General features: G+C 72.9%; 9 protein-coding genes. 1 reads left to right on the forward strand and 8 read right to left on the reverse strand.

What is annotated here, in order from left to right; translation table 11 throughout:
- Nucleotides 1-216 (forward strand): hypothetical protein (locus OO48_RS37030; RefSeq protein WP_157845608.1); only part of this gene is annotated, 216 nt, incomplete at its 5' end.
- Here OO48_RS37030 and OO48_RS33135 read toward each other — a convergent pair.
- The 8 genes from OO48_RS33135 to OO48_RS33170 all read right to left on the reverse strand — a co-directional run bounded on the left by OO48_RS33135 (nucleotide 167) and on the right by OO48_RS33170 (nucleotide 8,395).
- Nucleotides 167-886, reverse strand: a complete 720-nt coding sequence (locus tag OO48_RS33135; protein ID WP_033223159.1) for an SDR family NAD(P)-dependent oxidoreductase — start codon at nucleotides 884-886, stop codon at nucleotides 167-169. The genes OO48_RS37030 and OO48_RS33135 overlap by 50 nt on opposite strands.
- Nucleotides 887-1,349: 463 nt before the next feature.
- Nucleotides 1,350-2,639 (reverse strand): citrate synthase, encoded by a 1,290-nt coding sequence (locus OO48_RS33140; RefSeq protein ID WP_033223161.1) that lies wholly within the window; start codon nucleotides 2,637-2,639, stop codon nucleotides 1,350-1,352.
- Between the two features lie 233 nt (nucleotides 2,640-2,872).
- On the reverse strand, nucleotides 2,873-5,071 hold the full coding sequence (gene recD2 / locus OO48_RS33145) for an SF1B family DNA helicase RecD2 (RefSeq protein ID WP_033223163.1): 2,199 nt from the start codon (nucleotides 5,069-5,071) through the stop codon (nucleotides 2,873-2,875).
- A gap of 564 nt (nucleotides 5,072-5,635) precedes the next feature.
- Entirely contained in the window at nucleotides 5,636-6,127 is a 492-nt protein-coding gene (locus OO48_RS33150) for a hypothetical protein (protein WP_033223165.1), read from the reverse strand.
- A gap of 90 nt (nucleotides 6,128-6,217) precedes the next feature.
- A complete protein-coding gene (locus OO48_RS33155) occupies nucleotides 6,218-6,688 on the reverse strand; it encodes a hypothetical protein (protein WP_157845609.1) in 471 nt (156 codons plus the stop codon).
- Between the two features lie 141 nt (nucleotides 6,689-6,829).
- On the reverse strand, nucleotides 6,830-7,054 hold the full coding sequence (locus OO48_RS33160) for a hypothetical protein (protein WP_033223167.1): 225 nt from the start codon (nucleotides 7,052-7,054) through the stop codon (nucleotides 6,830-6,832).
- Nucleotides 7,055-7,266: 212 nt separating this feature from the next.
- On the reverse strand, nucleotides 7,267-7,866 hold the full coding sequence (locus OO48_RS33165) for a hypothetical protein (protein ID WP_157845610.1): 600 nt from the start codon (nucleotides 7,864-7,866) through the stop codon (nucleotides 7,267-7,269).
- Nucleotides 7,867-7,975: 109 nt separating this feature from the next.
- On the reverse strand, nucleotides 7,976-8,395 hold the full coding sequence (locus OO48_RS33170; protein WP_033223171.1) for a hypothetical protein: 420 nt from the start codon (nucleotides 8,393-8,395) through the stop codon (nucleotides 7,976-7,978).
- Nucleotides 8,396-8,755 lie beyond the last annotated feature (360 nt).

Genomic DNA, 8,755 nt, shown 5'->3' on the forward strand with positions numbered 1-8,755 from the left:
TTCGCCTACAACACCGCCGCCCTGCCCCTGGCCGCCACCGGACTCCTCAACCCCATGATCGCCGGCGCCGCCATGGCCTTCTCCTCGGTCTTCGTGGTCACCAACAGCCTGCGCCTGCGCAACTTCCAGCCGGCCGGGCAGGACGGCGGCGCGAAGCGAGCCGGCGTCAGCGCCCCAGCAGTTCCCCGCCGTTGCAGTGCAGGATCTCCCCGGTGATGAACCCCGCCTCCGCCGAGGCGAGGAAGTACACGGCGGCCGCGACCTCCCCCGACTCGCCGATCCGCCCGAGCAGCGTCCGCGCCGAGCGCCGCGCCACCTCGGCGTCGTCCAGGCGCGGCCCGAAGAACTCGGTGCCCGCGACGGTGCCCGGGGCGACGATGTTGGCGGTGATCCCGGACGGGCCGAGCTGGGCGGCCAGGAAGTGGTTCCAGGCGTGCAGGGACGCCTTCGCGGCGCCGTAGGAGCCCGCGCCGCGCAGCGCGGCGATGGAGGAGACGGTGACCACCCGGCCGGAGCCGGGGGTGAGCCGGTCGCGGACGGACTCGGTGAGCAGCACGGCGGTCAGCACGTTGCGCTCGAAGTCGCCGCGCCAGCGGGCCAGTACGGCGTGCGGTCCGGCGCCGGGCACGGTCTCCCGGCTGCCGGCGTTGTTGACCAGGACGTCGATCCGGGCGGGCAGGGAGGGCAGGGCGGCTTCCACGGCGTCCGGGTCGGCGAGGTCGCAGACCAGCGGGGTGACGTTGGCGCCGATCTCCCGCGCGGCCTGGTCGAGGACGCCGGGACGGCGCCCGACGATCACCACGCGCTCGCCGGCCTCGGCGAAGCGCCGGGCCACCTCCAGACCGATGCCGGTGCCCCCACCGGTGACTACGACGTCCCTGGCCATTGCGCACTCCCTCCCTGACCGTTCACCACGCCGCGCTCCGCAGGCGGTCCGTACCGGATTGCCACGATTCCTATCACGCTGGGTTGCGGCGACAGCGGGGTGGGTGACGTCGCGCGCCGACCGTGCGGTGTGGTATGCGTTCGTCCGGACGGGTGCGCGGGCGCACACGGAGAGTGGAGAGAGGGAACTCACACCCCCCTGGCGTAACTCTGCGCCCCCTGGTACGTCTTACCTTTTGTAGAGCGGGGCTCCGGCGGGCCCCGGATGGGCTGTCGATCCGTCGACCGCCCTCGCGCACGGCACCGGGCCGGCCCCGGGCCCCCAGGGGACGCTTTGAGCGGCCGTTCCCGACCGGGGCCGTCCCGGGCGCCGTGCGCCCCAACGCGGCAGAAGCGAAGGGGCCCGGCCCCGCCCCCCGTACGGGAAGGCGGGCCGGGCCCCTTCGGCGTTCGCGGCCGACGGCTCAGCGGGCGTCGAGCGGCACGTAGTCGCGGATCTCCACGCCGGTGTAGATCTGCCGCGGGCGGCCGATCCGGCTGGTCGGGTCCTTGATCATCTCGTGCCAGTGGGCGATCCAGCCGGGGAGCCGGCCGATCGCGAACAGCACGGTGAACATGCTGGTCGGGAAGCCCATCGCGCGGTAGATCAGGCCCGTGTAGAAGTCCACGTTCGGGTAGAGCTTGCGCGAGACGAAGAAGTCGTCCTTGAGCGCGTGCTCCTCCAGCTTGAGGGCGATGTCCAGCAGCTCGTCGGACTGGCCGAGCTGGGCCAGCACCTCGTGGGCGAGCACCTTGACCTGCGCGGCGCGCGGGTCGAACGCCTTGTAGACGCGGTGGCCGAAGCCCATCAGCTTGACGCCGTCCTCGCGGTTCTTCACCTTGCGGATGAACGCGTCGACGTCGCCGCCGTCCTTCTGGATCTGCTCCAGCATCTCCAGCACGGCCTGGTTGGCGCCGCCGTGCAGCGGGCCCCACAGCGCCGAGATGCCCGCCGAGATCGAGGCGAACAGGTTGGCGTGCGAGGAGCCGACCAGGCGCACCGTCGAGGTGGAGCAGTTCTGCTCGTGGTCCGCGTGCAGGATGAGCAGCTTGTCCAGGGCGTTGACCACGACCGGATTGAGCTCGTAGTCCTCGGCCGGGACGGCGAAGGTCATCCGCAGGAAGTTCTCGACGTAGCCGAGGTCGTTGCGCGGGTAGACGAAGGGCTGGCCCATCGCCTTCTTGTACGCGTACGCCGCGATGGTCGGCAGCTTCGCCAGCAGGCGGACGGTCGACAGGTTGCGCTGCGCCTCGTCGAACGGGTTGTGGCTCTCCGGGTAGAACGTGGAGAGCGCGCCGACCACCGAGGAGAGCATCGCCATCGGGTGCGCGTCCCGGGGGAAGCCCTGGAAGAAGCGCTTGACGTCCTCGTGCAGCAGGGTGTGCTGGGTGATCTCGTTGCTGAACGCGGCCAACTCGCCGGCCTTCGGCAGCTCACCGTTGATCAGCAGGTAAGCGGTCTCGATGAAGTTGGCCTCCGAGGCCAACTGCTCGATCGGGTAGCCGCGGTAGCGCAGGATGCCGGCGTCACCGTCAATGAAGGTGATCGCGGACTTGTTGGCGGCGGTGTTGCCGAAACCGTTGTCCAGGGTGACCAGGCCGGTCTGCGGGAGCAGCTTCGAGATGTCGAAGCCGGCGTTGCCCGCAGTGCTCTCGACGACGGGGTACTCGTACTCGCCGTCCTGGTACCGCAGTACTACCGATTTGTCGCTCACGTCTTCCTCACCGACGAAATTGATCCTCATCCGACTGCCCTGACTGTCTCAACGATCCCCCATCCGAAGGACGGCCGCGCACCCGGGGGTGACCCCGGGAAGGACCGGGGCCTACAAACTCCGCTGCCGCCACCGGTGTGAACCGGACAAGATCGGCGGCGGCACCGGACCAGGTTCCGCCCTAAATCTCTTCACGTCAAGACAACCTCTGAACGTACCGTACCGCCTCGAACTCAGCCCGCAGCCAATCTGTGGTCCAGCGCCGAGTGCCGCCGACCGGTGCTCACCGCCCGCACCGCCTGTCCGATGGCCTTGCGCGACCCGACCAGCACCACCAGCTTCCGGGCCCGCGTCACCGCCGTGTACAACAGGTTGCGCTGGAGCATCGTCCACGCCGAGGTGGTGACGGGAATCACCACCGCCGGGTACTCGCTGCCCTGCGAACGGTGGATCGTCACCGCGTACGCGTGCGCCAGCTCGTCGAGCTCGTCGAAGTCGTACGGCACCTCCTCGTCCTCGTCGGTCATCACCGTCAGTCGCTGGTCGTCCACGCTCAGTGCCGTCACGACGCCCACTGTGCCGTTGAAGACGCCGCTGCGCCCCTTGTCGTAGTTGTTCCGGATCTGGGTGACCTTGTCGCCGACCCGGAACGTCCGCCCGCCGAACCGGCGTTCGGGCAGGCCCTCGCGGGCCGGGGTGACGGCCGACTGGAGCAGCGTGTTCAGCGCGCCCGCCCCCGCCGGGCCGCGGTGCATCGGCGCCAGCACCTGGACGTCCCGGCGCGGGTCGAGGCCGAAGCGCTGCGGGATGCGGCGGGCCACCACGTCCACCGTCAGGCCGGCCGCACGCTCCGTGTCGTCCTCGACGAACAGGAAGAAGTCCGGCAGGCCCTCGGTCAGCGGCGGCAGGCCCTCGTTGATCCGGTGCGCGTTGACCACCACGCCGGACTGCTGGGCCTGCCGGAAGATCCTGGTCAGCCGCACCGAGGGGATCGGGCTGCCCGGCGAGAGCATGTCCCGCAGCACCTCGCCCGCGCCCACCGAGGGCAGCTGGTCGACGTCCCCCACGAACAGCAGGTGGGCACCCGGCGCGACCGCCTTGACCAGCTTGTTCGCCAGGATCAGGTCCAGCATCGAAGCCTCGTCGACCACCACCAGGTCCGCGTCCAGCGGCCGGTCCCGGTCGTACGCGGCGTCCCCGCCCGGCTTCAGCTCCAGCAGCCGGTGCACCGTGGAGGCCTCCGCGCCGGTCAGCTCCGCCAGCCGCTTCGCCGCCCGCCCGGTCGGCGCCGCCAGCACCACCTTGGCCCGCTTCGCCAGCGCCAGCTGCACGATCGACTTCACCGTGAACGACTTGCCGCAGCCCGGGCCGCCGGTCAGCACCGCGACCTTCTCGGTCAGCGCCAGGCGCACCGACTGCTCCTGCTCCGGCGCCAGTTCGGCCCCCGTGCGCTTGGCCAGCCAGCCCAGCGCGGCGGGCCAGTCCACGTCCTTGAACCACGGCATCCGGTCCTCCGGCGTGCGCAGCAGCCGCAGCAGCTGGCCCGCCATCGAGATCTCCGCCCGGTGGAACGGCACCAGGTACACCGCGGTGACCTGCTGCCCGTCGGCCCCCGGCAGCCGCTCGCGCACCACGCCCTCCGCCGCGACCAGCTCCGCCAGGCAGTCGATCACCAGCCCCACGTCCACCTGGAGCAGCTTCACGCCGTCCGCGATCAGCCGCTCCTCCGGCAGGTAGCAGTGCCCCTGGTCGGTGGACTGCGACAGCGCGTACTGCAGGCCCGCCTTCACCCGCTCCGGCGAGTCGTGCGGGATGCCCACCGCCTGCGCGATCCGGTCCGCCGTCAGGAAGCCGATGCCCCACACGTCCGACGCCAGGCGGTACGGCTGGTTCTTCACCACCCCGATCGAGGCGTCGCCGTACTGCTTGTAGATCCGCACCGCCAGCGAGGTCGACACCTGCACGCCCTGCAGGAAGACCATCACCTCCTTGATGGACTTCTGCTCCTCCCACGCCTTGGCGATCATCTTCGTCCGCTTCGGGCCCAGGCCCGGCACCTCGATCAGCCGCCCCGGCTCGTTCTCGATCACCTCCAGGGTCTCCACCCCGAAGCGCTCCACGATCCGCTCCGCGAACCGCGGCCCGATGCCCTTGATCAGCCCCGAGCCCAGGTACCGCTGGATGCCCTGGACGGTGGCCGGCAGCACCGTCGTGTAGTTCTCCACCGTGAACTGCCGCCCGTACTGCGGGTGCGAGCCCCACCGGCCGAACAGCCGCAGGCTCTCCCCCACCTGCGCCCCCAGCAGCGCCCCCACCACCGTCAGCAGGTCGTTCGCCCCGCGCCCGGTGTCCACCCGGGCGACCGTGTACCCGGTCTCCTCGTTGGCGTACGTGATCCGCTCCAGGACCCCCTCCACCTGAGCCAGTTGCACCGGAACACCTCACCCGCGATCAGGGACACGCCACCGCGAAAGGTACTCCGCCCGACCGACAGACCCCGCACCCGCGCGGGCACGCGCGGCGGGTCCGCGCGCCGAAGCGCACGACCCCGCCGCACCCTGGCCCGGAGCCCCCCTACTGCGCACCCTCCCCCAGCCGGAGGACCCGAGGGACGCGCCCGCGCCCCACCCCCCTCCAGGGCGGCCGCGCACGGGATCAGCACCAGCAGACCGACCGCCGCCACCGCGACGCCCGCCCGGCCCGGGGCGAGGACCGGCCCGCCCGACCTGGAGGAAGGCCCACGGCTCCAGGGCCGGGCCGAGCAGCCAGGGCCAGCGTGCCGTCGGTCACCGCCGCGGCCGTCACCGGCAGCCAGCTGGACGAGTCGGATGCCCGCTGCGGCCCGCCCGCCCAGCCCCACCGTCCACAGGTACGCCGGGGCGCACCCGCGCTCCACCGAGCTGAGCAGCAGCTCCAGCACCACCGCGACCAGCCCGAGCAGCAGGCCGACCGCCGCCGACGCCCGGAACACCGTCTCCAGCGCGGACACCAGCCCGTCACCTCGGAATCCCACAACTGCCCGTCCAGGTAACGGATCTCCACCGGCGCGCCGCGGCTGATCGCCCAGCCCGCCGCACCGCCGCCGAACCCGCGACCACCGACTTCAGCCGGTCCGCGTCGATCCGGGCCGTGCTGTTCGCCGATCCGGGCAGCCGCTCCGCGCCCGGCCCGCCGAACACCAGCAGCCCCCCGACGGTACCGACCTCGCCGACCTCGCCGACCACCGGCCCGATCGCCCGGTCCGCGCCCGCGCCGTCCGGGAGCACCCCGATGATCCGCACCCGGAACCCGCTCGTCCCGGTGTCCGCGTCGAACGAGCCCTGCGGGAACCGCTCCGCCGTCACCCGCTCGGCCGGCCCCGGGAGTTGCTCCCCCTCGCCCAGCGGCTCGGCCGGCCCCGGGGCGGTGAGCGCCGCCACCAACGGCGAGCCCGGCTCGTACCGGGCCAGCGCCGCCGGGCCGACCCCGACCAGGCCGACGCCGCGCACCTGGAGCACCCCCAGCGACGCCCGGCGCCCGGCGCCCGGCCCAACTCATCGACCGGCAGCGGGCGTTGCGACGTCCCCAGGACTACCGCGTCACCGCCGGTCCGCCACCGCGCGGCCTCCACCCGATCCTCCCGGACGGTGCCCGACACCAGCGCGCCGGACACCGCGCAGGCCAGCGCGGACACCAGCACCAGCAACGCCGTCAGCGCCGTCAGCCGTCGCCGCCGCGCCCGAACACCGCCCGGCCTGCGCCAACCCGACCAGCCCCACGGTGCCGTGCCCGCGCCGCGCCCAGCGGGTCACCAGCCGCAGCAGTACCGGGTACGCCCGCAGCACCACCGCCGCCGCCAGGCCCAACAGCACCGACACCAAAGCCAGTTGAGGGTCCGTCTCGGCCCCCGCCGGGGTCGCGCCGCGCAGCCGCAACTGCAGCACGTCCAGCACCGCCCCCACCAGCACCGCCCCCACCGCGACCGGCCGAGCGACCGCTTCAGGCCCCCGGCGCACCAGCGCCCGGCCCTCCCGCCACACCGCCACCGCCGACGCGCCCGCCACCAGCACCGGCCACCACGGACCGCGCGGCCGCCCGTCGGCCCGCCGGACGGACGCCGCCCAGCCCGCCAACACCCCCGCCACGGCCGCCGGGGCGGCCTCCAGCAGCCGAACGGCGTCCAGCGCGGGTTCGCCCGCGCCCCGGGCCCGCTACAGCCCCAGCGCCGCCTCCCTGCGCCGCGCGCCGAGCCGGGCCACGGCCACCGCCGTGGACGCCTCCACCGCCGGCAGGCCCGCCAGCACGAACGACTGCAGCATCACCGTCCGGGCCCGCTGCACCGCGAACCCGTCCACCAGCGCCGACAGCCGCTGGTTCAGGTGCGGCGGCCGCACCGTCCGCACCCCGGCGTGGCAGGGGAGCGCGTCCGGCACCATCCCGCCGCACACCCCCGTGGCCAGCGCCTCGCCGAACCCCCGCGCCCCGCGCGACAGTTCCTCGGCGCCGGCGGCCGTACCCGAGGCGCCCCAGGGCTACTCCGCGGTCCACAACACCCCGGTCGCGTCCGAGGACTGCGAGCCACGCGCCTCCATCGCCTGCCCGAACCTGACGTAGACGCTCGGCTGCTCGTACGAGTCCATCGGCGAGTTCAGCAGCGGAAGTTCGCGTCGCAGATCGACGTCACCAACCCTCCGGCGTCCTCGACCTGGGTCGACAGCCACACCGGGCCGGTCAGCTCCACCAAATCCTGCGACGCCACCGACACCCGCACGTCCACCGAGGCCGGCCGCCCCGCGACCACCATCCCGTGCACCGGGATGTCCGACCTCAACCGCCCCAACCGGCCTTCCAACGAGTCACGTTCCAGATCCGAACGGAGCGCGGGCACCGCGTGCACCGACGCCCCCGACGCCATCCGTTCCGCGCCCGGCCGCACCGCCGCCGTATCCAACCCGAACACCGTGGTCGGCACACCGCGCACCTGGCCCGGCGCCGACACCAACGGCGTCACCACCGCCACCCCCGGCAGCTCCGCCAGCGCCTCGTACCGCCACTCCGGCGCGATCTCACCACCCGTCACCCACAGGTCCGCACCCACCTCGAACGCGGCCCGGTCCCGGTCGTTCGGCGCCTCACCGGCGATCACCGCAGTGGTCAACGCCCCCACCGCCAGCGCCCGCGCCCGCGCCATCAACAGCACCGGAGCGCCCTGACCCGCACGCCCTCGGCTCACCTGCCAGCCGCTCAACGGAGCCACCAGACCCCCGCCCGCACCAGCGCCTCCAACACCCACCCCAACGGCGGCAACAGCAGCAGCGCCACCACCGGATCGAACCCGACCACAGCCGTCGCAGGACTCAACGACCCCTGGCACTACTGCAGTCGGAGGTACGCCAGCACCGCCACCGCAGCCGGCACCAAGTCCACCCCGGCCCGCTGCACCGCCGCTCGACGCCCCCTGCGCGATGGCGTCTCTGTTCGCCACCGTCCGCCGTCCACACCACCGGCAGCAGCAACGCACACCCCTGCAGCACCAGCGCCGTACCAGCCGCAGCCGTGCCCTCCACCGGCAGGCCCAACCGTTCCAACACCCGCAGCAACGGCCATACACACACGCCCAGCAGCGCCACCGGCACCGTGCACAGCAGCCGGGCCCGGCCTGCCCCGCGCGCCAACTGCGGCAGCAGCTCCGCCTGCCGGAAGTCAGCCAGCTGGCCAGCCGTCAGCGTCATCATCACCACCGACAGCACACCCAGCATCGTCACCGACACCAGCATCCCGAACCGCGCACCATCATCAGCGACCGCAGCCCTTCCAAGGCCGCCGGAATGTCGCTGTCCACCCGCAACGCCACCAGCGCCGACTCCGCCCCTCGGAACACCGCCCAGGCCCGCCAGAACCCCCGCCCCCGCCGACTCCAGGCAGGCCCGCGCTGACCGTCGCAGAGAGCGTTCCGCCGCCCCGAGCCAACACCCCCACCGCTCACCCTCGCGGGCTGGTCAGCGAGTTGCCCTTGAGTGGGGCGAACCAGAGAATATCCGGCCCGGAAATGCAGAAAGGGCCCCAGCCTGACGGCTGGGGCCCTTTCTCTGAAAGATTGTTCGGCGGCGTCCTACTCTCCCACAGGGTCCCCCCTG

The organism is Kitasatospora phosalacinea, from assembly GCF_000716545.1.
In the GTDB taxonomy this organism is placed as follows: Bacteria; Actinomycetota; Actinomycetes; order Streptomycetales; family Streptomycetaceae; genus Kitasatospora; species Kitasatospora phosalacinea.

What these genes read in the sequence shown, in the direction of transcription:
- OO48_RS33170 (WP_033223171.1), bottom strand. Translation starts at nt 8,395, where the DNA reads ATGCTGGTGTCGGTGACGATGCTGGGTGTGCTGTCGGTGGTGATGATG.
- OO48_RS33160 (WP_033223167.1), bottom strand. Translation starts at nt 7,054, where the DNA reads ATGGTGCCGGACGCGCTCCCCTGCCACGCCGGGGTGCGGACGGTGCGG.
- OO48_RS33135 (WP_033223159.1), bottom strand. Translation starts at nt 886, where the DNA reads ATGGCCAGGGACGTCGTAGTCACCGGTGGGGGCACCGGCATCGGTCTG.